This window comes from Microvirgula curvata (assembly GCF_054781615.1).
Genome location: NZ_BAAGUB010000008.1, coordinates 1 through 23,590, shown reverse-complemented (window position 1 = coordinate 23,590; position 23,590 = coordinate 1). Strand labels below are relative to the sequence as shown.

General features: G+C 66.9%; 20 protein-coding genes. 14 read left to right on the top strand and 6 right to left on the bottom strand.

Features of this window, described 5'->3' with window-relative positions; translation table 11 throughout:
* A partial coding sequence (locus ACYVG8_RS04630) for an AMP-binding enzyme (protein ID WP_460745080.1) occupies positions 1 to 492 on the top strand: 492 nt, incomplete at its 5' end.
* 77 nt (positions 493 to 569) lie between these two features.
* Here ACYVG8_RS04630 and ACYVG8_RS04625 read toward each other — a convergent pair.
* Positions 570 to 902, bottom strand: a complete 333-nt coding sequence (locus ACYVG8_RS04625; RefSeq protein WP_107889941.1) for a P-loop nucleotide/nucleoside kinase family protein — start codon at positions 900 to 902, stop codon at positions 570 to 572.
* A 92-nt stretch (positions 903 to 994) separates the two neighbouring features.
* Here ACYVG8_RS04625 and rsxA point away from each other — a divergent pair, with 92 nt between their 5' ends.
* From rsxA to ACYVG8_RS04575, 10 genes are all read left to right on the top strand, one after another.
* Positions 995 to 1,576 (top strand): electron transport complex subunit RsxA, encoded by a 582-nt coding sequence (rsxA, locus tag ACYVG8_RS04620; protein WP_028500379.1) that lies wholly within the window; start codon positions 995 to 997, stop codon positions 1,574 to 1,576.
* Positions 1,573 to 2,148, top strand: a complete 576-nt coding sequence (gene rsxB, locus ACYVG8_RS04615; protein WP_107889942.1) for an electron transport complex subunit RsxB — start codon at positions 1,573 to 1,575, stop codon at positions 2,146 to 2,148. Before rsxA ends, rsxB begins: the two co-directional genes overlap by 4 nt.
* Complete coding sequence (rsxC, locus tag ACYVG8_RS04610; RefSeq protein ID WP_460745079.1) at positions 2,145 to 3,833, top strand: electron transport complex subunit RsxC; 1,689 nt, start codon at positions 2,145 to 2,147, stop codon at positions 3,831 to 3,833. Before rsxB ends, rsxC begins: the two co-directional genes overlap by 4 nt.
* Positions 3,834 to 3,837: 4 nt before the next feature.
* A complete protein-coding gene (locus ACYVG8_RS04605) occupies positions 3,838 to 4,854 on the top strand; it encodes an RnfABCDGE type electron transport complex subunit D (protein ID WP_028500376.1) in 1,017 nt (338 codons plus the stop codon).
* A complete protein-coding gene (gene rsxG / locus ACYVG8_RS04600) occupies positions 4,851 to 5,516 on the top strand; it encodes an electron transport complex subunit RsxG (protein WP_051529061.1) in 666 nt (221 codons plus the stop codon). Before ACYVG8_RS04605 ends, rsxG begins: the two co-directional genes overlap by 4 nt.
* Entirely contained in the window at positions 5,513 to 6,223 is a 711-nt protein-coding gene (locus ACYVG8_RS04595) for an electron transport complex subunit E (protein WP_051529060.1), read from the top strand. The genes rsxG and ACYVG8_RS04595 overlap by 4 nt, the downstream gene beginning before the upstream one ends.
* Positions 6,220 to 6,858 carry an endonuclease III gene (nth, locus tag ACYVG8_RS04590; RefSeq protein WP_028500374.1) on the top strand — a complete coding sequence of 213 codons (639 nt, stop codon included), beginning with the start codon at positions 6,220 to 6,222 and terminating at the stop codon, positions 6,856 to 6,858. The genes ACYVG8_RS04595 and nth overlap by 4 nt, the downstream gene beginning before the upstream one ends.
* A 115-nt stretch (positions 6,859 to 6,973) precedes the next feature.
* The gene (locus tag ACYVG8_RS04585) at positions 6,974 to 8,476 is read left to right on the top strand and encodes a DegQ family serine endoprotease (protein WP_028500373.1); all 1,503 of its coding nucleotides are present in this window, start codon (positions 6,974 to 6,976) and stop codon (positions 8,474 to 8,476) included.
* 130 nt (positions 8,477 to 8,606) lie between these two features.
* Positions 8,607 to 9,521: an RHS repeat-associated core domain-containing protein gene (locus ACYVG8_RS04580; RefSeq protein WP_460745078.1), complete on the top strand. Its 915-nt coding sequence runs from the start codon at positions 8,607 to 8,609 to the stop codon at positions 9,519 to 9,521.
* A gap of 137 nt (positions 9,522 to 9,658) precedes the next feature.
* The gene (locus ACYVG8_RS04575; protein ID WP_028500371.1) at positions 9,659 to 10,303 is read left to right on the top strand and encodes a MarC family NAAT transporter; all 645 of its coding nucleotides are present in this window, start codon (positions 9,659 to 9,661) and stop codon (positions 10,301 to 10,303) included.
* A 56-nt stretch (positions 10,304 to 10,359) separates the two neighbouring features.
* On the opposite strand, the gene ACYVG8_RS04570 is transcribed toward ACYVG8_RS04575, so the two are convergent.
* From ACYVG8_RS04570 to ACYVG8_RS04550, 5 genes are all read right to left on the bottom strand, one after another.
* Complete coding sequence (locus ACYVG8_RS04570; protein ID WP_460745077.1) at positions 10,360 to 11,763, bottom strand: MBL fold metallo-hydrolase RNA specificity domain-containing protein; 1,404 nt, start codon at positions 11,761 to 11,763, stop codon at positions 10,360 to 10,362.
* Complete coding sequence (locus ACYVG8_RS04565; protein WP_107889948.1) at positions 11,760 to 14,159, bottom strand: phosphoketolase family protein; 2,400 nt, start codon at positions 14,157 to 14,159, stop codon at positions 11,760 to 11,762. Before ACYVG8_RS04565 ends, ACYVG8_RS04570 begins: the two co-directional genes overlap by 4 nt.
* 33 nt (positions 14,160 to 14,192) lie before the next feature.
* Positions 14,193 to 15,953 carry an ATP-dependent nuclease gene (locus ACYVG8_RS04560; RefSeq protein WP_028500369.1) on the bottom strand — a complete coding sequence of 587 codons (1,761 nt, stop codon included), beginning with the start codon at positions 15,951 to 15,953 and terminating at the stop codon, positions 14,193 to 14,195.
* A gap of 66 nt (positions 15,954 to 16,019) precedes the next feature.
* Positions 16,020 to 17,042 carry an adenosine deaminase gene (locus ACYVG8_RS04555; protein WP_028500368.1) on the bottom strand — a complete coding sequence of 341 codons (1,023 nt, stop codon included), beginning with the start codon at positions 17,040 to 17,042 and terminating at the stop codon, positions 16,020 to 16,022.
* Between the two features lie 80 nt (positions 17,043 to 17,122).
* Positions 17,123 to 17,926 carry an AraC family transcriptional regulator gene (locus ACYVG8_RS04550; protein WP_460745076.1) on the bottom strand — a complete coding sequence of 268 codons (804 nt, stop codon included), beginning with the start codon at positions 17,924 to 17,926 and terminating at the stop codon, positions 17,123 to 17,125.
* Between the two features lie 110 nt (positions 17,927 to 18,036).
* Here ACYVG8_RS04550 and ACYVG8_RS04545 point away from each other — a divergent pair, with 110 nt between their 5' ends.
* The 3 genes from ACYVG8_RS04545 to ACYVG8_RS04535 all read left to right on the top strand — a co-directional run.
* Positions 18,037 to 19,221, top strand: coding sequence for an MFS transporter (locus ACYVG8_RS04545; protein ID WP_460745075.1), 1,185 nt, complete (start codon positions 18,037 to 18,039; stop codon positions 19,219 to 19,221).
* 58 nt (positions 19,222 to 19,279) lie between these two features.
* Positions 19,280 to 19,825 (top strand): lipocalin family protein, encoded by a 546-nt coding sequence (locus tag ACYVG8_RS04540; RefSeq protein ID WP_460745074.1) that lies wholly within the window; start codon positions 19,280 to 19,282, stop codon positions 19,823 to 19,825.
* 178 nt (positions 19,826 to 20,003) lie between these two features.
* Positions 20,004 to 23,590, top strand: a 3,587-nt coding sequence (locus ACYVG8_RS04535; protein WP_460745073.1) for a SpvB/TcaC N-terminal domain-containing protein, incomplete at its 3' end; no start/stop codon positions are given.

Here is a 23,590-nt window from a genome sequence, read left to right as displayed (position 1 = left end):
ACCTACTTCCCGGACGAGTTCAACGGCCAGTACTACCTGGCCGGCGACTCGGCGCACCGCGACGAGGACGGCTACTTCTGGATCATGGGCCGTATCGACGACGTGCTGAACGTATCCGGTCACCGTCTGGGCACGATGGAAATCGAGTCGGCGCTGGTGGCCAACCCGCTGGTGGCCGAAGCCGCCGTGGTCGGCAAGCCGCACGAGGTCAAGGGTGAGGCCGTGGTGGCGTTCGTGGTGCTGAAGGGCCCGCGTCCGACCGGCGAGGAAGCCAGGAAGATCGCCGCCGAACTGAAGAGCTGGGTCGCGCACGAAATCGGCAAGATCGCCCAGCCGGACGATATCCGCTTCGGCGAGAACCTGCCGAAGACCCGTTCGGGCAAGATCATGCGCCGCCTGCTGCGTTCGATTGCCAAGGGCGAGGAAATCACCCAGGACACGTCGACGCTGGAAAACCCGCAGATTCTCGATCAGCTGCAAGAGCCGGCCTGATCGAAAAAAACAGCCCAGGAGAGGTTGGAGGAGAAGGTAGCCACGGCGAATGCCGTGGCTTTTTTCATCTGCGGGGCTCAGCCATGCCGGACAAGCCGGAACCCCTCCTCGTCCGCCGGCGGCACGAAGTGGCGCGTCATGGCGTCGAACTGTGCGTCATCCAGCGTGAACGGGGGTCCGCCGGCGGTGTGGCGCGCCCGCAGCCGGCGCTTGCATTCCTCGTCCGTCACGTCGAGGTAGTGCAGCTCGTGGCCGACACCGGCCTGGGGAATGAGGACATGAACTTCTCCTGTGGGTCTGCAGGACCAGGGAGGCGGAAAACAGAAAACCCGCCCGGGCCGCTTTTCTGCCCCGGCGGGAGACCGCCGTTTCCGGCCCGCTGGACTACGCTGAATATTGCGCCAGGCCAAATACCGGCGGGGCGCCGGTTGAACTCTGCCGGGGCGCGTCGGATAATCCGCACATTTTTCGCCGTCCTCCCGGTGACGGAAGGGCGCTTGAGATGGACTTCAGTCATTACCTTTTGATTCTCGTGGCCGCCGTGCTGGTCAACAACGTGGTCCTGGTCCGCATTCTCGGCCTGTGCCCGTTCATGGGGGTCTCGAAGAAGCTGGAAGCGGCCATCGGCATGGGCGCGGCCACGACTTTCGTGCTGACGCTGGCGTCCGGCACCAGCCACCTGATCAACCTGCTGCTGCTTGCAGCCGGGGTCGAATACCTGCGCACGCTGGCTTTTATCGTCGTGATCGCCGCCATCGTGCAGTTCACCGAAATGGTGATCCAGAAGACCAGTCCGGTGCTGTACCAGGTGCTCGGCATCTATCTGCCACTGATCACCACCAACTGCGCCGTGCTTGGCGTACCGCTGCTGAATGTGCAGGAAAAGCACACCTTTGCCGAGTCGCTGGTATTCGGCTTCGGCAGCGCGGCCGGCTTCACCCTGATTCTGGTGCTGTTCGCCGCCATGCGTGAGCGACTCGAAGGCGCCGACATCCCGCGGCCCTTCCAGGGCACGGCCATCGCCTTTGTCACCGCCGGACTGATGAGTCTGGCCTTCATGGGCTTCGGGGGCCTGGTGAAATGAGCGGTTTCCTGATTGCCATTGCGGTAATGGCGGCGCTGGCCCTGCTGCTCGGCGCGGTGCTCGGCGCCGCCTCGGTCCGCTTCCGGGTCGAAGGTGACCCGCTGGTCGACAAGATCGACGCCGTACTGCCGCAAACCCAGTGCGGCCAGTGCGGCTACCCCGGCTGCAAGCCGTATGCGACAGCCATTGCCGGCGGCGAAGCCGGCATCAACCGCTGCCCGCCGGGCGGCGAGGACGGTATCCGCAAGCTGGCCGACCTGCTCGGCGTCGAGTTCGTGCCGTTCGACGCCGATGCTGCCCAGCCGAAACCAAAGTCGGTTGCCGTTATCGACGAAACCACCTGCATCGGCTGTACCCTGTGCATCCAGGCCTGTCCGGTCGATGCGATCCTCGGCGCGGCCAGGCATATGCATACCATCCTGCGCGACGAATGCACCGGCTGCGAGCTGTGCGTTGCCCCGTGCCCGGTCGACTGCATCCACATGGCGCCGCTGCCGGTCACGGTCAAGAACTGGAAATGGCACTATCCGGTGTTCGCCCTCACCCTCGCTCAGCCCTCCGGTCCCGCATGAAACCACGCTTTACCTTCCATGGCGGCGTCCACCCGCCGCGCCACAAGACCGAATCGAACGGCACGCCGATCCGCGATGCCGGCCTGCCGCCGCAACTGGTGGTGCCGCTGAACCAGAGCATCGGCAATCCGGCCCGCCCCTGCGTCGCGGTCGGCGAGCGGGTGCTCGCGCACCAGCGCATCGCCGATGCCGACGGCAATGTGTCGGCCGCCGTACATGCCCCGGCGTCCGGCCGGGTGCTGGCCATCGAGGAACGACCGTTCGCCCATCCGTCCGGGCTGCCGGCACTGAGTATCGTCATTGAGCCGGATGGCCGCGACGACAGCGTCGACCCGGTGCCGGTCGACTGGCGACAGGCCGATAGCCGCACGCTGCGCGAGCAGTTGCGCGACATGGGTGTGGTCGGACTGGGCGGCGCCGTGTTCCCGACTGCGCTGAAGCTGAGCGATGGCGGGCTGGAGACGCTGGTCATCAACGGCGCCGAGTGCGAGCCGTATATCAGCTGCGACGACCGGCTGATGCGCGAGCGCGCGGCCGACATCGTCCTCGGCGTCGGGCTGCTGGCCGAGCGCATGCAGGCGAAGGAAACCCTGATCGGCATCGAGGACGACAAGCCCGAGGCCATCGCCGCCCTGACGGCCGCCTGTGCCGGCACCGGTATCGAGGTGGTCAGCGTGCCGACCCGCTACCCGGGCGGCGGCGCCAAGCAGCTGATCCGCGTGCTGACCGGCAAGGAGGTGCCGCATGGCGTGCGCTCGACCGATTTCGGCGTGCAGTGCTTCAACGTCGCCACCGCCTATACCGTCTGGCGCGCACTGGTGCTGGGCCTGCCGGTGGTGTCGCGCATCGTCACCGTGACCGGCGCCGTCGCGCGGGCCGGCAATGTCGAGGCGCGCATCGGCACGCCGGCCGACTGGCTGGTCGGCCAGGCCGGCCCGACGCCGGACAGCCGCGGCATCATCATGGGTGGTCCGATGATGGGCTTTACCCTGCCGGCACCGGCCGCCGGCATCACCAAGGCAACCAACTGCCTGATCGCCCGCAGCGAGGCGCTGTTCCCGCCGCGTCCGCCGGCCCTGCCCTGTATCCGCTGCGGCGCCTGCAGCGAGGTCTGTCCGGCCAGCCTGCAGCCGATGGAGCTGTACTGGCATGCCAGGTCAAAGCAGTTCGGCCGGGCGCAGGAATACGCGCTGTTCGACTGCATCGAATGCGGCGCCTGCAGCTATGTCTGCCCGAGCCAGATTCCGCTGGTCGACTACTACCGCTACGCCAAGGACGAAATCTGGGCCGCCGAGCGTGACAGGAAGGCGGCCGAACTGGCACGGACACGCTTTGACTTCCGCAACTACCGCGCCGCGCGCGACAAGGAAGAAAAAGCAGCGCGCCTTGCTGCCCGTGCTGCAGCCGCTGCTGCCAGCGCTCCCGTCGTCGCAGCCGAGACGGCCCCCGCCCCTGCGACAACCCTCGATGCCGACAAGCAGGCCGCCATCCAGGCGGCCATGGCCCGGGCGGCGGCGCGCAAGGCCGCCGGTGCCGGCAAGGACCCGGCCGCTCCCGCCGCCACGCCGATGAGCGATGCCGACAAGAAAGCGGCCATCGAGGCCGCCATGGCCCGCGCCGCCGCACGCAAGGCGGCCAAAGCGGCCGAGGCGACGCCGCCCCCCTCCGAATCCGATGCCCCCTGAGCCGATGCCGACTTCGCCCTATCTCGCCAAACCCACCCGCGTCAGCCATATCATGCTGACCGTGATCGCCGCGCTGCTGCCCGGCCTGCTGGTCTCCGTCTACGTGTTCGGCGCCGGCGTGCTGCTGCAGCTGGTGCTGGCCTCGCTGGCCTGCCTCGGCTTCGAGGCTGCCATGCTGCGGGCACGCGGCCTGCCGCTGCGTCCGTTCCTCGCCGATGGCTCGGCCTGGGTCACCGCCTGGCTGCTGGCGCTGTCCTTCCCGCCGCTGGGCCCGTGGTGGTTGCTGGTCGTCGCCAGTTTCTTTGCCATTGTCGTCGCCAAGCACCTGTATGGCGGGCTCGGCAACAATCCGTTCAATCCGGCCATGGTCGGCTTCGCGGTGATGATCATCTCGTTCCCGGCGCAAATGTCGCAGTGGGCAGCACCATATGGTTCGCTGTCGGCATGGGAACAGGTCGTCCATATCCTGACCCGCCAGTTGCCGGAACGGGTGGCGCTGGATGCGGTCAGTGCCGCCACGCCGCTCGATTACCTGAAAACCCGGCTCAGTGCCGGTCAGGGGCTGGATGACGCCCTGCACGGACCGGTGTTCGGCTACCTGGCAGGCGCTGGCGCCGAATGGGTCGCCGCGGCCTTTGCGCTCGGCGGCCTGTACCTGCTGGCGCGGCGCCTGCTGAGCTGGCATGCGCCAGTAGCGATGCTGACTACCCTGGCCGTGGTCGCCGCCCTGTTCCATGCGCTGGACCCGTCGCGCTTTGTCGGCGCTCCACTGCATCTGCTGGCCGGCGCCTCGATGCTCGGGGCATGGTTTATCGTGACCGACCCGGTCACCGGCCCGGTCACGCCGCGCGGCAAGCTGCTGTTCGGCGCCGGTGTCGGCCTGCTGCTGTGGGTGATTCGCAGCTTCGGCAGTTTCCCCGACGGCATGGCCTTCGCCATCCTGCTGATGAATATCGCCGTGCCACTGATCGATCGCTATACGCAACCGCCGGTTTTCGGCCATGACAAGGCCGCACCATGAATGAAACCCTGCGCCAGGCCCGCGTCAGCGCACTGACGCTGTTTGTGTTTGCGCTGGTCGCCACCGCGCTGATGGCCGGCGTCTACGCGCTGACCCACAGGATCGTCGCCGCCAACGAGCAGGCCGCCCGCCTCGCCATCGTCAGCCAGGTGCTGCCGGCCGGCGGCTATGACAATGATCCGGCCCGGGCAGCCGTGACGCTGTCCGCCGCCGATGGCCGCCGGCTCGGCAATGACGGCCCGTCACAGGTTTATATCGCCCGCCTCGGCGGCCGCATGGTGGCCCGGGTGTTCGAGGCCACGGCGCCAAACGGCTATGCCGGCAGGATCCGTCTGCTGGTCGGGGTCGATGCACAGGGCGCCATTACCGGCGTGCGCGTGGTCAGCCACAAGGAAACGCCGGGGCTCGGCGACTATATCGATCGCGCCAAAAGCGACTGGATCGACCAGTTCAACGGCCTGGCCCTGACCCGCGACAGCGAGTGGAAGGTCAAAAAGGACGGCGGCCGGTTCGACGCCATGGCCGGGGCAACGGTCAGCCCGCGCGCCGTGGTCGGCGCCGTGGCAAACACCCTGCGCTTTGTTGCCGCCGAACGCACAAAACCCGGACAATGGGACGCTCAGCCCGTCCCCGCCCGTGAACCCACCGGTGCCAGACCATGACGACCCAGCCCCCCCAGGACAACAGCCCGGCCGCGCCGGCGCACGAGATGCGCGATATCGCGCTGAACAGCGTATGGAAGCAGAACGCCGGCGTAGTGCAGATTCTCGGCATGTGCCCGGTACTGGCGGTCAGCACCAGCGTGGTCAATGGCGTGTCACTCGGCCTGGCCACCGCACTGGTGACCGGACTGTCCAGCGCGGCGGTGGCCGCCGTGCGCCATCTGGTGCCGAACGAGATCCGCAATCCGATTTTCATCACCATCATCGCCGCGCTGGTGACCATGGTCGACCTGCTGATGAACGCCTATGTGCACGGGCTGTATGCCGTACTCGGGATTTTCATTCCGCTGATCACCACCAACTGTATCGTGCTGGCGCGTGCCGAGGCCTTCGCATCGAAGAATCCGCTGCGGCAGTCGGCCTGGGACGGCTTCATGATGGGCATCGGCCTGACGCTGGTGCTCGGCCTGCTCGGCGCCTTGCGTGAACTGCTCGGACGCGGCACGCTGCTGTCCGGTCTGGACCTGGTGTTCGGCCCGCAGGCGGCCGGCTGGGTCATTCATGTCGCCCCGGCCGACTACCAGTTCCTGATCGCGCTGCTGCCGCCGGGCGCCTTCCTCGGCCTGGCCGCACTGATCGCCGGCAAGAACTGGCTCGATGCCCGCGCCCGGGCCCGTACCGCCAACCGTCAGCTGGCCCCGGCATGAACGACAGCAAACGCAAAGCCATCATCGCCCGTCTGGCCGCCGCCAACCCGTCTCCGCGCACCGAGCTGAACTACAGCACGCCATTCGAGCTGCTGGTGGCCGTCGCGCTGTCGGCGCAGGCAACCGACAAGAGCGTCAACGCCGCCACCGCCCGGCTGTTTCCGGTCGCCAATACCCCGGAGAAAATGCTTGGTCTCGGCGAAGACGGGCTGATTCCGTACATCCAGACCATCGGCCTGTTCCGCAGCAAGGCCCGCCATGTGATCGAAACCTGTCGCCTGCTGCTGGAGCGGCATGGCGGCGAAGTGCCGCAGACGCGGGAGGCGCTGGAAGCGCTGCCCGGCGTCGGTCGCAAAACGGCCAATGTGGTGCTGAACGTCGCCTTCAATCAGCCGACCATTGCGGTCGACACCCATATTTTCCGTGTCGGCAACCGTACCCGGCTGGCGCCGGGCAAAACCCCGCGCGAGGTCGAGGACAAGCTGATCCGCGTCACCCCGGCCGAATACAAGCTGGATCTGCATCACTGGCTGATCCTGTTCGGTCGCTACACCTGCACCGCGCGCAAGCCGAAATGCGCAGACTGCGTGATTGCCGATCTGTGCGAATGGCCGGACAAGGGTGCACAGGGCTGACGCGTCAGGACTTGCAACCGGACCAGTGAGCACCATGTATTCGGGCACCGCGCTGGTGTTACCATGTTGCGGTTTTCAGATTCAAGCCCTGCCAGAAAAAAAGGATGACGTTGTGATGCCCGCTTTCCGCAAAACCACCCTTGCCCTCGCATTGACGCTGCCGTTCATGCTGGGCGGGTGTGACAAGGCCAAGGAGCTTTATCAGTCCTGGAGCGGCTCGGGCGCAGACAAGCCCATCGTCCAGAACGCGCCCAACCGTCCCGGCATGCTGCTGGCCGATTTCACCACGCTGGTCGAGCGCGAAGGCCCGGCCGTCGTCAACATCAGTGCCAACCGGGTCGAGGAAGACGACGGCAGCGATGCCGATTCGCCATTCCCGTTCCCGATTCCGGAAGACGATCCGTTCTACGAATTCTTCAAGCGCTTCATGCCGCCGGGCGGGGGGCAGACCCAGCAGCCGCGCGAGCGCGACTCGATCAGCTATGGCTCGGGCTTCATCATCTCCAGCGATGGTTACATCATGACCAACTCGCATGTGGTGCTGAATGCGCAGCAGATTCTGGTCAAGCTGACCGACAAGCGCGAACTGAAGGCCAAGCTGGTCGGTATCGACAAGCGCACCGACGTCGCCCTGCTGAAGGTCGAGGGCAAGGACCTGCCGACGGTCAAGATCGGCAATCCGGCCACGCTGAAGGTTGGTGAATGGGTCGCCGCGATCGGCGCGCCGTTCGGCTTCGACAATACCGTGACCGCCGGCATCGTGTCGGCCAAGGGCCGCAACCTGCCGGACGACACCTATGTGCCGTTCATCCAGACCGATGTCGCCATCAACCCCGGCAACTCGGGCGGGCCACTGTTCAATCTCAGTGGCGAAGTGGTCGGCATCAATTCGCAGATCTACAGCCGTTCCGGCGGCTTCATGGGCATTTCGTTCTCGATTCCGATCGACATCGCCATGTCGGTGGCCGAGCAGCTGAAGACCAGCGGCAAGGTCAGCCGTGGCCAGCTCGGCGTGCACATCCAGGAAATGACCCAGGAGCTGGCCCGTTCGTTCGGTCGCGACACCGCCGATGGCGCGCTGGTGGTCCGGGTCGAATCCGGCAGTCCGGCGGCCAAGGCCGGTCTGGCACCGGGCGACATCATTCTCAGCCTTGACGGCAAGAAGGTCGGCAGTTCGGCCGACCTGCCGATGCTGGTCGGCGAGAAGAAGCCCGGCACTACGGTCAAACTCGGCGTCTGGCGCAAGGGCCAGTCGCTGGCGCTGAACGCGGTGCTGGTCGAACTGAAGGCGGACACGGCCCAGGGCGCACAGAAGAAAAAGGCCGAACAGCAGCCGCAGCTGAATTTCGACCGGCTCGGCATCTCGGTCAGCGAACTGACGCGTGAGCAGCGTTCGCAGCTGGGCATCCAGGGTGGCCTGCTGGTCGACAAGGTGACCGGTCTGGCGGCCAAGTCCGGCCTGATGCGCGGCGATGTGATCATCGGCGTCAACCAGAACAGCGTCGCCGACCTGAAGACGTTCGAGAAGCTGCTTGCCGCCTCCGGTCCGAACCTGGCACTGCTGGTGCGCCGGCTGGACAACACGCTGTACATCCCGCTGAAACTCGGCAACGAGTAGGTACTGACGGCCGGCATGGGCATCCACTCATCGGCCTTTGCCCTGCCCGCCCGCACTCCGCTGTATATATGAAGCGGAGTACGGGCGGGAGGCGTTCTCGCCGACGAGTTCCTTATCGGGGGGAAAAGCCATGCCATTCAGAACGCGCCGTGCCTCTCTGATGCGGCCCCCGGCTTTCGGCCGCGTCATGATCGGCATGCATGGGCAGCTGATCGACGTGATCGACAATAACGTTCAGCTGTATCACCTGGGCAACGGTGCTCGCAGCTACTCGCCAACGATACAGCGCCTTCTGCGCCTGGATCCGTTCAGTCCGTTCTCGGCAGGGGGCGTCAATGGCTACGCATTCTGCAATGGCGACCCGATCAACCGGACCGATCCGTCGGGCTATCTGAGCCTTGGATCCGGCCTGGATATTTTCGCCGGCATGCTGAGCGCCGTGGTTGCCCTGGCCCTGGTGATAACGACGGCCGGCATGGGCTCTCCACTGCTGATGGCCTTGTCTTATGTGGCGGCCGGCTTCAGCCTGACGTCTTCCGCCTTGCAGGCCGCGTCGGGCAGCATGGAGGGCGTTCACCCGGCCGTGTCGGAAAAGCTGAGTATCGCTTCCAATATTTTTCAAATTGCCACAGCAGTGATTGAAATCGGCCTGTTTGTCCATCTGATGCGAAAAGGCACGAATCTCGCCCACACTTTCCACAAAGTGTCCCCCGATCATCTCGATCCGCGTATTGGCAGACTGCCCACCATGGTGGATGTTGCTGTCCCGCAATCGTTTTTTCCCAGGGCCGCGCTATTGAACGCCTCGACATCGACATCAGGGCTGAGATCCAGCCTGGGGTCGCTGGCTTCGATGCGCAGCATCAGAAGTCTGGCCACCTCGCCGTCGGTGGCCACCCTGCGTTCACCGGCATCGTATTCGATGCTCTCATCGTTGCGCTCTCTGCCGCAGTCGCCCAGCCTGGCCAGTTCGGCCAGTTCGCTGTATCAGACGGCGCCGGGCTCACTGCGCTCATCGCTTGGCCAGATCAGTCTCCTGCTGTAAGCGGCGCGGACCCCGGGACTCCGGCGGAGGGACAGGAATGGATGCCGGTGCGCCATGCGCACCCGCTGCATCCATCCGGCGGGTGCACACAGGCAGCAGAATGCGCATAATGCCGGCTGGTCCCGGACACCCGCCCCATGTCGATCACCCAACTCGTATCGCAGTATCTGCTCGGCGCCCTGCTCAGCCTGGTGGTCATCACCAACCCGCTGTCGAAGATCCCGATGTTCATCTCGCTGACCACCCACGACAGCCGCACGCAGCGCGCGCGGGTCGCACTGGATGCCTGCCTGTACGCGGGCGGCATCATGGTGGTATCGCTGGTCGGCGGCAACGTGGTGCTGGAAATGTTCGGTATCTCGTATGGTGCACTGCGGGTCGCCGGCGGCATCGTCGTGGCGCTGGTCGGCTACCGGATGCTGTACCACTCGCAGGACACCACCAGCCAGGCCACGCGCGAAGGCCATCAGGTGGCGTTCTTCCCGCTGGCCATGCCGGGCATCAGCGGCCCCGGCACCATCGCCGTGGTCATCGGCTTCTCGACCGAGATCGCCGAAATTTCCAACTGGAATTTCAAGCTGGCCGCACTCGGGCTGACCCTGCTGGCCATCGTTGGCGCCACGCTCTGCGTGTGGCTGGCACTGCGGCTGTCGTCGCGCATTTCCGAGCAGCTCGGCCCGAGCGCCATGGACGTGCTGACCCGGCTGATGGGTTTCCTGCTGATCTGCGTCGGCGTCCAGTTCATCGGCTCCGGGGTGCGGACTTTCTACACCTCGCTGTAGCCTCGCCCGTTCAGGCGATGGACAGCAGTTCCGGGCCGGCGGTCACCAGCCGCGAGTCAGTCCAGCGTGACCACGTCGCCCCACTGCGGCAGGACCAGTGGCCAGCCGAGATCCGCCGCGACGGTATCGGCGAATGCCTGCCGGGCGCTGGCCTCGCCATGGACCAGGAACAGCTTGCGCGGCGGCGCGGCGAACCCGCCCAGCCAGGCCAGCAGACCGCGACGGTCGGCATGGGCCGACATCGCATGCAGCTCGGCAATGCGCGCCCGGACCGGATACGACTCGCCGCCGATGCGGACCTCCCGTGCACCATCGACGATCTCGCGCCCCAGCGTTCCCTCGGCCTGGTAGCCGGTGAACAGCACGGTGGACTCCGGCCGGCTGATATTCGCTTTCAGGTGCTGCTTGATGCGCCCCCCGGTACACATGCCGGAACCGGCGATCAGCACGGCCGTGCCGTGGATGGCATCCAGCGCCCGCGAGGCAACCGGGCTGCGCACGGTCTCGATCAGCCGCCGCGTGTCACGCCATTCACGGCCGCGCAGCATTTCGCGCGCCGGCCCGTCAACAAAGGTCAGCATGCGCCGGTAGATCGCCGTGGCATCGATGGCCATCGGGCTGTCCAGGTATACCCGCAGCGGCGGAATGCGGCCGGAACCGAGCAGATGCGAGAAATGCAGCAGCAGTTGCTGTGCGCGTTCAATGGCGAATGACGGCACCACCAGATTGCCGCCCCGGTCGACGGTATCGTTGACGATGTCGGCCAGCACGGCCTCGGTGTCCTCGTCCGGGTGGTCGCGATCGCCGTAGGTGGTTTCCAGCACGATGTAGTCAGCCTCGTGCAGCACGGCCGGGTCCGGCACGATCGGCATGTCGCGCCGGCCCAGGTCGCCGGAGAACACCAGCTTGCGGGTCTTGCCGGCATCGCGGGCCGTGACCTCCAGCAGGGCGGCACCCAGGATGTGGCCCGCCGGCAGAAAGCGCACGCTGACGCCGTCGACCGGCGACAGCGGCTCGCCGAAACGCGCTTCGCGGAAATGCGCCTCGGTCCGGCGCACGTCATAGCCGGTATACAGCAGTTCGCCGTCATGCTCGCCCTGTCTGCCCTCGCGCGCATGCCGCGCCTGCTTGATGCCGGCATCCTCGGCCTGGATGCGGGCAATGTCGGTCATGACCAGGCTGGCCAGACGGAGGGTCGGCGCGGTGGCCCAGATCTTGCCGCTGAAGCCGTCGCGAACCAGTTTCGGCAACAGCCCGCAGTGGTCGAGGTGGGCGTGGGTCAGCAGTACCGCATCGATGCTGGATGGCGGTACCGGAAAGCTCGCCCAGTTACGTTCAAGAAACGCGCGCTCCTGGTACATCCCGCAGTCGATCAGGATGCGCTTGTCGCCAATCTCCAGCAGATGGGCCGAGCCCGTGACCTGACCGGCCGCCCCGAGAAACCGCAATTGCATGCTCATGATTGTTCCCTTGCCTTTCCGTCTGCCCCGCTTGCGGCCGGCCAGCGCCAGTCGCGGATTTCCGCCATGTCCTCGCCGTGCTCGCGGATGTAATCGCGATGACGGCCAAGCTGGTCGCGCAAGCGCTGGCGCGCGTAGGCGGACACGCGCGCCAGCGCCGGTACCCGGTCGATCACGGCCATGGCCAGGTGATAGCGGTCGAGTTCGTTGAGCACGGTCATGTCGAACGGCGTGGTGGTCGTGCCTTCTTCCTTGTAGCCATGCACGTGCAGGTTGTCATGGCTGGTCCGGCGGTAGACCAGCCGGTGGATCAGCCACGGATAGCCGTGATAGGCGAAAATCACCGGCTTGTCGGCGGTAAACAGCGCCGCATATTCGCGTTCGGGCAGCCCGTGCGGATGCGCCTCCGGCGGCTGCAGCCGCATCAGGTCGACCACGTTCACCACCCGGATCTTCAGGTCCGGGAACGCCTCGCGCAGGATGGCCACCGCCGCCAGCGTTTCCAGCGTCGGCACGTCGCCGCAGCAGGCCATGACCACGTCCGGCTCGTCGCCGATATCGTTGCTGGCCCACTCCCAGATGCCGATGCCGGCCTCGCAGTGGCGCACGGCGGCTTCCATGTCCAGCCACTGCGGCGCCGGCTGCTTGCCGGCAACGATGACATTGACCAGATTGCGGCTGCGCAGGCAGTGGTCGGACACTGCCAGCAGCGTATTGGCATCCGGCGGGAAGTAGACGCGGATCACCTCGGCCTTCTTGTTGACCACATGGTCGATAAAGCCCGGGTCCTGGTGCGAGAAGCCGTTGTGGTCCTGGCGCCAGACGTGCGACGTCAGCAGGTAGTTCAGCGAGGCGATCGGCCGTCGCCACGGGATGCCTTCGCGGGTGACCTTCAGCCATTTGGCGTGCTGGTTGAACATCGAGTCGATGATGTGGATGAATGCCTCGTAGCACGAGAACCAGCCATGGCGACCGGTCAGCAGATAGCCCTCCAGCCAGCCCTGACAGGTATGCTCGGACAGGATTTCCATGACCCGGCCACCGGCAGCCAGATGGTCGTCGCCCGGCAGCCGCTCGGCCATCCACGCGCGTTCCGTGGCCTCGAACAGCGCACCGAGCCGGTTCGACACCGTTTCGTCCGGGCCGAACACGCGGAAGTTGGCCGATGCCGCATTGGCGCGCATCACATCACGCAGGAACATGCCCAGCGCACGCGGCGCTTCGGCATCGACGCCCCCCGGCGTCGGCACGTCGACCCGGTAATCGCGATAATCGGGCAGCAGCAGGTCGCGCAGCAGTTCGCCGCCATTGGCATGCGGATTGAGTCCCATGCGCCGCGTGCCGGCTGGCGCCAGCGCGGCGATCTGCGACCGCGGCGCCCCGCTGGCGTCGAACAGCGTGTCCGGGCCGTAGCTGTACAGCCAGTCTTCGAGCTGGCGCAGATGCGCCGGATTGCCGAACAGGCCCGACAGCGGTACCTGGTGCGAGCGCCAGCTGCCCTCGGTCAGCTGGCCATCCACGGTTTTCGGGCCGGTCCAGCCTTTCGGCGTGCGCAGCACGATCATCGGCCAGCGTGGCCGCACCGTGTTGCCCTCGACCCGCGCCGCGCGCTGGATGCCACGGATATCCGCCAGCACGCGGTCAAGTACGGCAGCCATGCGCGGGTGCAGGATGTCCGGATCGTCGCCATCGACGAAATACGGCTGGTAACCATAGCCGGTCAGCAGGCTCTCCAGCTCGGCCTGCGGGATGCGCGCCAGCACGGTCGGGTTGGCAATTTTGTAGCCGTTCAGGTGCAGGATCGGCAGCACCGCGCCATCGCGGACCGGATCGAGGAATTTGTTCGAGTGCCACGCAGTGGCCAGCGGCCCGGTTTCAGCCTCGCCATCGCCGATCACGCAGGCGACCAGCAGCGACGGATTGTCGAAAGCGGCGCCATAGGCATGGGAAAGCACATAGCCGAGCTCGCCGCCCTCGTGGATTGACCCCGGCGTTTCCGGCGAGGCATGGCTCGGCACGCCGCCGGGAAACGAAAACTGGCGGAACAGCCGGCGCATGCCCTGTTCGTCGCGCGAAACTGCCGGGTAGCGCTCGCTGTAGCTGCCTTCCAGCCAGGTGTTGGCCAGCATGGCCGGGCCGCCATGACCGGGGCCGCACAGGAAGATCGCATTGAGGTCATGGTCCTGGATCGCCCGGTTCAGGTGGGCATACAGGAAATTCAGGCCGGGCGAGGTCCCCCAGTGACCAAGCAGGCGCGGTTTGATGTGCGCCTCGCTCAGCGGCGCGCGCAGCAACGGGTTGTCGAGCAGGTAGATCTGGCCGACGGTCAGGAAGTTGGCGGCGCGCCACCAGGCATCGACCTGGGCCAGGCGTTCGGGAGACAGGGATTCGCTCATGCGGGACTCCGAAAAAAGGGGCCGTCCGGGGGATTACGCCTCCGGTGGCGGCCGATAGCGGTGATGGGTCTTGCGCCGCGGCCGGTGGTGATGTCGGGAATGCGGCTCCTGCGCCGGCTCGACCACCAGCGGCGATTCGCCACGAGCCAGTGCCACGCAGCACTCGATGACCCGACGCATTTCCTCCGGCACGCCGGGCGAGCCGGCCTGCTGCATCGCATCCAGCGCTTCCAGCGCCAGCAGCGGCTTCGGTGTGCGATGGATGGCGCGGGTGATCACCCGCGCCGGCGACATGACGTCGACCGCCGTTTCCGGCAGCCGGGCGTGGCGGCGATAGACATCGGCATAGCCGGCGTGCCACAGCGCATTCTCGATATCGCGCTGGCGCAGCACGGTCACATGCTGGTCGAGCTCGCCGGGCGGCACATGGCTGCGCACCGCAGCGGCATAGCTCTGCCCGGCATGGTCACCGTCGGCCAGCAGGTGCCAGCGGATGCCCAGCGCCTGCGCGACCTTGACCAGCGGCGGCAGGCCGCACTGGGCGAACTCGACGCAGACGATGCCCTCCATGGCAAAGTCGTAGCCGCACAGCCGCGCCAGTTCGGGCAGCAGCCAGAATTCGGTTTCGCCCTCGACCAGCAGCCAGCAGCGGGCAAAGGCCGCCACGCCGCGATGGCTGCGCACGTGATAGCTGTAGCGGCGCAGTTCGTCGCGGTCGAGTACATCGGCCGCCACCCGCCAGACGGTCACCTCGCCATTCAGCCGCGTCAGCCGGCGCAGCGAGGTCATCGGCACCGAGGCCAGCAGATCGCCGGAATGGGTGCAGACGATTTTCTGCCAGCGGATGCGGTCGATCAGATGCCAGATGGCCGACAGCGTCATCGGGTGCAGATGGGCTTCCGGGTCTTCGATGATCAGGATGGGTTCGGCGCCGGGCGCCGTCGGCGTGTCGCGATGGTCGAGCACGGCACCGAGCAGCAGCAACAGGCCGAGCCGGTAGGCGGTGTTGCCGTACGGGGGCAGGAAGGTCTGCGGCGTCAGTCCGCTGCCATTGCCGATCAGCTCTCCCAGCATCGGCGCATGCCGCGGCGCCTCGTCGCCATTGCGCCCGGGGGCGTTCAGCCGTTCAAGCAGATCGAGCGCCGCGTCGAAACCGGCACTGAGTTCTTCCGGCAGGTCGACGCTGATGCCTTCGACCAGTTGCTGGTAATGGCGATGCACGCGCGCCGCCAGCTGGTCAGCCTGGTCCGGGGTGCCGGCCAGCGTGGCCAGGTGCGCCGCCAGCGGCAGCCGGCGGGCCGGCGAGGCACTGGCATCGATGCGGATCAGCGGATTCAGCGCCCGCAGCCAGGCCAGCTGGGCAGCATCGTTGTCACGGCTGCCGGCCGGGCCGGTGAAGCGCCAGGTATCGACCTCGCGGCCGTGCCGCTCGTTGCTGGCCGCCAGCTCGAAGCACAGCTCGCGCGGCCACGGCATGCCGCCCAACAGTTCACGCACCGGCTCGAACGCCGGCACATCCCACTCGCCGGGCTCGCGCTCGACGAAGCACAGCCGGGCACGGATCGGCTGCGGCACTTCGCACAGGCCTTCCTCGGGGCAGCGCACGTCCCAGCGCGAAAAGGCGAAGGGGCCGGCGCCGTCCTCCGGCGCTTTCAGTACTGCCGTCAGCAGATCGAACAGGCTGGAACGACCACTGTCGTTCTCGCCGATCAGCACGGTGCTGGCCGGGTCAAAATCCAGCACGCCGTGGCGAATGCCACGGAAATGCGCCACTTCCAGTCGCGACAGGTGCATGCGACGCTCTCCCGGTCTGGTGCTGCCTGTGCCGCGCGGCCACCGGCCGCCGGCGTCAATGCGCTGCTACGCGGCCTGCCAGTCGGCGTACACGCGGTCGATATCGGCCAGCAGGCGTGCCTGGGCGTCGACATCCAGCCAGCTGGCCTCGATGCTGTTCTTCGCCAGCCGGACCACCTGCCCGGCACTGAGCTTCAGTGCCTCGATACAGGCCACATAGTTGTCGTTCACATAGCCACCGAAGTAGGCCGGATCGTCCGAGTTGATGGTGACTTTCAGCCCGGCATCCAGCAGACGGGCCAGGTTGTGCTCGCGCAGGTCATCGACCACGCGCAGCTTCAGGTTCGACAGCGGACAGACCGTCAGCGGCGTCTGCTCGCGCGCCAGACGCGCCATCAGTGCCGGATCTTCGGCACAGCGCACGCCATGGTCGATGCGGCTGACATTCAGCAGATCCAGCGCTTCGCGGATATAGTCGGGCGGGCCTTCCTCGCCGGCATGGGCCACCACCGGCAGGCCGAGCTCGCGACAGTAGGCAAAGACGCGCTGGAATTTGGACGGCGGATGGTCACGTTCGCTCGAATCGAGGCCGATGCCGTCGATGCGGTGCAGGAACGGTCTGGCCAGTTCCAGCGTGGCGATCGCGTCGGCTTCGGACAGGTGGCGCAGGAAGGACAGGATCAGGCGGAAGCTGATACCGTCGCGCGCCTCGGCTTCGAGCAGCGCGCGGCGCATGCCGGCCAGCATGGTCGGCAGGCTGACGCCACGCGCGGTATGCGTTTGCGGGTCGAAGAAGATTTCCACATGGCGGACATTGTCGGCGTGCGCGCGTTCGAGATAGGCGCGGGTCAGCGCATAGAAGTCCGCTTCGTCACGCAGCACGTCGGCGCCGGCATAGTACAGGTCGAGAAAGGACTGCAGGCTGTCGAAATCGTAGGCGGCACGCAGCGCCGCGACATCGGGATAGGCCAGGGTCACGCCATGGCGGTCAGCCAGCTCGAAAGCCAGTTCGGGTTCGAGGGTGCCTTCGATGTGCAGGTGAAGTTCGGCTTTGGGAAGCGCCCGGGCGAGCGCGGCAATGTCATGCATTTGTTCATGTCTCCAGCAAGACCTCAAGGATACAGGGCTGGCACGGGATGGGCACCCGTCGCGTATGCTGCACGGCCCGCTCAATACCGGTTTTCAGCCAGGTTTCTGTCAGCCATGTAGCGGGTCGGCGCCTGGCCCAGTGCCTTGCGGAACATGGTGATGAACGCGCTGACCGATTCATAGCCGAGATCCTGCGACACGATCTGCACCGGCGTACCGACCGACAGCCGCTGCAGCGCCACGATCAGGTGCAGCTGCCGCCGCCAGCGGCCAAAGGTCATGCCGGTTTCGGCCAGGGCCAGCCGGGCCAGGCTGCGCTCGCTCAGCGCCACCCACGCGGCCCATTGCGCCATCGTACGCCGGTCAGACGGATCGGCGATCAGTGCATCGGCAATCCGCCGCAACCGGCTGCTTGTCGCGACCGGCAGGTACAGCCGCTCGGCCGGCATCGACGCCAGTTGCTCCAGCAGCACCCGCGCCAGCCGTCCGGTCGGACCATCGGCCGGATAATCCGGCGCCTGGCCGGCCAGATACTCGATCAGCTCGCGCAGCAGCGGACTGATGGCCAGTGTGCAGCAGTGCGCCGGCAGCGCCGCGGCACCGGGCTCGACGAACAGCAGGCCGATGCGGCCATTGTCCGAGACCCGGTTGCTGTGCGGCAGACCGGGAGGAATCCAGACCCCGCACTGCGGCGGCACCAGCCAGATGCCGTCCTCTACCGTGCAGGTCACCGCCCCGCGCAGGGCCAGCACCAGCTGACCCTTGCGGTGGCAGTGGAACGGCTGCTCGCGGCCGTTGTCGCGGACATCGAGCCGCAGGGCGATTGCCGAAGCCGGCCACGCATCCGGGTCGAAGGTCAGCGGGAAGGTAAACAGGTCGGACATGCCGCACTCCGGGCCAGATGGCTGTTTTTGACAATTAAAAGTCATTTTAACCAAAGACAGTCAAAAAGGGCTCGCCGTAAAGTGGCCGTTCCTCTTTTCCCGGACCCTCCATGACTGCAAACACCCCCTCCCTTCCGCCTGCACGTGCCGGATTGCTGGTTCTTGGCATCCTGCTGATCGCGAGCAATCTGCGCGCCCCGGTGACCAGCGTGGCGCCGGTACTGGACCTGATCCGGGCCGACTTCGCCTTCAGCGCGACCGCCGCCGGACTGCTGACCACCCTGCCGCTGCTGGCGTTTGCCGCCCTGTCACCACTGGCCGGCCCACTGGCGCGACGCTGCGGGCTGGAACGCACGCTGCTGCTGTCACTGCTGGCGCTGATCGCCGGTCTGCTGATCCGTTCCGCTGGCGCCGAGTGGGCGCTGTTCGCCGGCACCCTGCTGATCGGTGCCGCCATTGCCATCGGCAATGTTCTGCTGCCCAGCCTGCTGAAACGCGATTTTCCGGACCGCATCGCCTCGCTGACCTCGGCTTATGTGCTGGTGATGGGCATCGCGGCCGGGCTGGGTTCGGTGCTGGCCGTGCCGCTGGCGCAATGGTCATCCGGCTGGGCACTGTCGCTGCTGTTTCCGGTCGTACTGGCCCTTGCCGGTTTGCTGGCATGGCTGCCGCAGTGGCAACGGCATACCGCGCCGGTGCCGGCCGCGGCGACAGCGGTGCAGGAGACCCCGCTGTGGCGCAATGCGCTGGCCTGGCAGATCACGCTGTTCCTGGGACTGAACTCGCTGGTGTATTACGTCGTCGTCGGCTGGTTGCCGTCGATGCTGCGCGATGCCGGGCTGCCACCTGCCTCTGCCGGCTCGATGCATGGCCTGCTGCAGGTGGCCTCGGCCCTGCCCGGGCTGCTGCTGGTGCCGGTCATCCGCCGCCTGCACGACCAGCGCCTGCTGGCAGTCGCCACCTCGACACTGTCGACAGTCGGTCTGCTCGGACTGCTGCTGGCACCGCACTGGAGTGTGCTGTGGACGCTGATGTACGGCATGGGCGCCGGCGCAACCATCATCCTGGGGCTGGCTTTCGTCAGTCTGCGAGCGTGCAGCGTGCGCCAGGCGGCAGCCCTGTCCGGCATGGCGCAGGCGGTCGGTTATCTGCTGGCCGCCGCGGGGCCGATGCTGGTCGGCCTGCTGCGCGACCTGAGCGGTGGCTGGACGGTCACCCTGCTGCTGTGCGTGCTGGTTTCACTGCTGCAGGCGGCTTCCGGTTTTCTGGCCGGGCGAAACATCCAGCTCGATTAAGCGCCCGGATGGCGCGCTTTCTGCCACGATACAGGCCGGACACGCTCAGGAGACCAGCATGAAACACCTTGCCCTTCCCTGCCTGCTGCTACTGGCGCTGGGCGCCACGCCGGCGCAGGCCGCCGATCCCGCGCCGGTTCGCAGTGTGCCGGCCGTGGATCTCGACCGCTATCTGGGGCGCTGGTATGAAATAGGCAGCCTGCCAATGTTCTTTCAGCGCCACTGCGTGGCCAATACGACGGCCGAATACCGGCGGCTGGACAATGGCAAGATCGGCGTGCTGAACCGCTGCCTGAACGAAAAAGGCGGTGTCGAACAGGCCGAGGGCAGCGCCGTGGTCGTCGACGGGCACGGCAATGCACAACTGAAGGTCACTTTCATGTGGCCGTTCCGTGGCGACTACTGGGTAATCGGCCTGGCACCGGACTACCGCTGGGCACTGGTCGGTACGCCGAATCACAGCTATCTGTGGCTGCTGTCACGCACACCGCAGCTGTCGCAGACCGATATCGACACGGCGCTGGCCATTGCCGGGGAGCAGGGTTTCAAGCTTGACGCATGGCGCCGTACCCGACAGCAACAGGACGTCCGGCCGGGGGACTGAGCGCGCGACCACTTGTCTGACAGCGGGAGCGGCAGCGAAGAGAGTTCGCTATAGCAGTCTTATCAGCGCCGGCAACCCCTTGCCCGCCGCGCCTCCCGATGCCGTCGCAGGTTCCTGCGTCAGGCTCAATCCGCCAGGCATGCCGCTGCACCTGCCTGTCAATCCGTGGAGCCACGCCATGTCCACCGAGCCTGTTTCCGTCGCCCCGCCGACCCTGCCCACCATCCACGACGCCCTTCCCGGCCCCGGTGACGGCAGCGGGCCCACCCTCTCCGCCGGCCTGGTCTCGTTCGACATCCCGCTGTTTCTCCCCGTCGCCCGCGAATCCACCCCCGCCCTGACCCTCGGCTACAGCGCCGGCGCCGGCAACGGCCCCTGCGGCACCGGCTGGCGGCTCGCCCTGCCGACCATCCAGCGTCGCACCCGCCTCGGCGTCCCGCAGTACAACGACGACGACGTGTTTGTCGGCCCCGATGGCGAACCGCTGGTTCCCCAGCTCGGGGCTGACGGCAAGGTGGTGGTGCAAACCGGCGTCACCCGCTGTGTCGGCTCCACCCTGCCGCTGTCGTATACCGTCACCCCTTATTCCTCGCGCACCCAGACCGATTATTCCCGCTACCAATACTGGCAATCCGGGACCAGCGCTTTCTGGTTATGGTTCGAGCGCAACGGCGTCATCCACTGCCTTGGTTACACTGCGCAAATCAGCGATCCGGCCAGTCCCGGCCATATCGCCCGCTGGCTGATCGAGGAATCGCTGTTCCCGAATGGCGAGCACGTGCTGTACCGCTATGTGGCCGAGGACAGCGCCGGCATCAGCGACAGCCGCGACCAGACCGCCCAGCGCTATCCCGACCGCATCGACTACGCCAACCTGACCGCCTCGGCCACCTTCTTCCTGTTCGGCACCGTGCCCGACGAGGCCGGCTGGCTGCGCACGCTCAAATTCGACTATGGCCAGCGCCCGGCCGACGATCAGCCGCCGCCGGCCTGGGACACCAGCGGGGTCTGGACCTGCCGCCCGGATGCCTTCTCCGACTACCGCTTCGGCTTCGAGCTGCGCAGCCACCGGCTGTGCCGGCAGTTGCTGGCCTTCGGCCGCGACCCGGCCAGCCCGGCCACGCCGGTCCTGCTGTCCTGTCTGTCGTTCAGCTACGACAGCAGCCCTTTCGGTTCACAGTTGAGCGCACTGCGCCGCCGCGCCTACGAGGCCGACGGTACCCTGCTCGATCTGCCCGCAACCCGGTTCAGCTACTCTTCCTCCACCCCGGCTGTCGATGGCCAGTACCAGCCCCTTTCCGACTGGGCCGAGCCGCCGGGCTACCAGCTGGTCGACCTGTACGGCGACGGCCTGCCCGGGCTGCTGTACCAGCAGGCCGGCGCCTGGCTGTACCGCGCGCCGCAGCGGGTGATCAGCGCGGACCCGGACGGCATCAGCTACGGCAAGGCCACCGCCCTGCCGCAGGCGCCCAAAGCCGCAGCGGGGGGGCGGCAACTGCTGCTCGACATGACCGGCGACGGCCGGCTGGACTGGGTCAGCGTCCAGCCCGGGCTGGCCGGCTTCTTTGCCCTGAACGACGACCACAGCTGGCGCGGCTTTACCCCGTTCAGCGCGTTTCCGGCCGAGTTTCTGCAGTCCGGCGCGCAACTGGCCAATCTGGTCGGCGACGGCCGGCTCGATCTGGTGCTGATCGGCCCGAACGGGGTGCGGCTGTACGCCAATACCGGCAGCGGCTTCGCCGCCCCGGTCAATGTCGCCTGCCGCAACGGCCCGCTGCCGGTGCCGGGGCGCGATGCGCGCGAGCTGGTCGCCTTTGCCGATGTGCTGGCCGCCGGCAGCCCGCAACTGCTGCGGGTCACGTTCAATCAGCTCACCGGCTGGCCGGACCTCGGCCGCGGGGCGTTCGGCGCACCGCTGACGTTTGCGCTCGATCCTCTCGACGAGCCGGCGGCGTTCAATCCGGCCCGGCTGTTCCTGGCCGATGTCAGCGGTGCCGGCGGCGTCGACCTGCTGTATGCGAAACCGGACGGCCTGCGGCTGTACCGCAATCAGGCCGGCAACGGTTTCGACAGCCCGCTCACCCTGCCATGGCCGGACGGTTTCCTGTACGACGATTCGGCCGAACTGCGCTTCGGCGACCTCGCCGGCCACGGCGCGGTCAGCCTGCTGCTGAGCCAGCGCCATGGCGAGCCGAAGCACTGGCGCTACGACTTCCTGTCCGGCCCGGCCGGCCTGCTGAGCCAGATCGACAACCAGTGCGGACGCACGATCCAGCTGTCCTACCGCAGCTCGGCCCAGTTCCGGCTGGACGAGAAGCGCGGCGATCCGGCCAGCGTCAGTCACCTGCCGCTGACGCTGGCGCTGTGCAGCCAGGTCATCGACCGCGATGCGGTGCAGGGGCACGCCGATACCCGCCGCTATGCCTATCAGGGCGGGGTGTATGACCCGACCGAGCGCACATTCAACGGCTTTCGGCGCGTCGACCGCAGCGACCTGGGCGATGCTTATGACGGCTACGGCCAGCCGCTGGTCGAACCGGCGCTGACCCGCTCGTGGTTCCACACCGGTCAGGCGGACGATGCGACCCAAAAAGCGGACTACTACGCTGGCGATGCCCAGGCCTACACGCTGGGGGACACCCGCGTCACCAGCTGGGATGGCAGCAAGGACAGCACACCGACCAGCAGTGACCCGCTCTGGCATCAGGCGCTGAAGGGGAAACTGCTGCACGAGGAGGTCTATCCGGCCGATGTCAGCGATGCCGTGCCGCGGCGGGTCCGTTCCTCGCGCTGGCAGCTGCGCGTTCTGCAACTGAGTGCAAATGGGAAGGATGCTGTCGTCTCCCCGCTGCTGCTGGAAACACTGAGCGCCGACTACGACGACAGCGGCCTCGACCCGCGCTTCAGCCAGTCGGTGGTATTGAGCCGCGACGGCGACGGCAACATCACCCACCAGGTCCGGGCCCACTATCCGCGCCGGGCGCAGGACCCGGCCTTCAGCGATCCGCTGCTGACGCCCGGGCAGCTGGCGGCGACCTACGACGACAGCCAGCAACGGCTGCGACTGCAGGAAGAGACACCGGGCTGGACCCGGGTGGTCGACGACAGCAACTGGCGGCTGGGCCTGCCGACGCAGCAGATCGAACAGGCACTGGACTACCCGGCCAGCAGCGCCGGCAGCGGACTGAGCTTCGAGATCCTGTCCGCCCCGGACGGACTGCTGAGCCCCGATGCGCCGCGCACGCTGACCGGCTGGTGCACGCAAAGCTATCTGGGCAGTGACACCACACTGCTGGCCATCGGCCGGATCACCGGGCAGCAACAGGCCCTGCTCGACGACAGCACCGCCCACAGCACCTACGACCCGGTGCTCGGCAGCGACCAGATTGCCACGCAACTGCAGGCGGCCGGTTATGTATTGCAGACGCTGAACAAGCTCAACTACTGGGTGGCCCAGCGGCAGAGCGCCAGCTACGCCGATGGCAGCGGCTTCTACCGGCTGCAGACACTGCAGGCCAGTGCGCGCACCGGGGCCAGTACCCTGAGCTGGGACGCGGCCGGCTGCTGGCTGACCGGCCTGACCGATGCACTGGGCAAACAGACCACACTCGCTTACGACGCCCGCTTCTGGCGTCCGGCACGCCTGACCGATGTCAACGGGCAGTGGCATGAAGTGCGCTACGACGCACTGGGCCGGGTGATGGCGGCGTCACACAGCGGCTTCGACCCGGTGGCGAGCTACCTGCCGGGTGGCCTGACGCCGGA